Origin of the sequence: Vibrio neptunius, assembly GCF_000967495.1 — a bacterium.
GTDB lineage: Bacteria > Pseudomonadota > Gammaproteobacteria > Enterobacterales > Vibrionaceae > Vibrio > Vibrio neptunius.
On record NZ_JXXU01000145.1, the window covers coordinates 1 to 201 of the forward strand.

The 201-nt window shown below is 54.2% G+C and carries 2 tRNA genes; both read right to left on the reverse strand.

Annotated elements, in window-relative coordinates:
- Nucleotides 1–5: 5 nt before the first annotated feature.
- Nucleotides 6–82 (reverse strand) — tRNA-Met (locus tag TW84_RS23485).
- A gap of 42 nt (nucleotides 83–124) precedes the next feature.
- A tRNA-Gly gene (locus TW84_RS23490) sits at nucleotides 125–200 on the reverse strand.
- Nucleotide 201: the final 1 nt, after the last annotated feature.

The following is a 201-nucleotide window of genomic DNA, read 5'->3' on the forward strand; positions in this document are numbered from 1 at the left end:
AAATTTGGTTGCGGGGGCCGGATTTGAACCGACGACCTTCGGGTTATGAGCCCGACGAGCTACCAAGCTGCTCCACCCCGCGTCCGTATTGTTTCACCGTTAAGCACGATGACAGCTTTAAATTTGGAGCGACACACGAGGTTCGAACTCGTGACCTCAACCTTGGCAAGGTTGCGCTCTACCAACTGAGCTAGTGTCGCA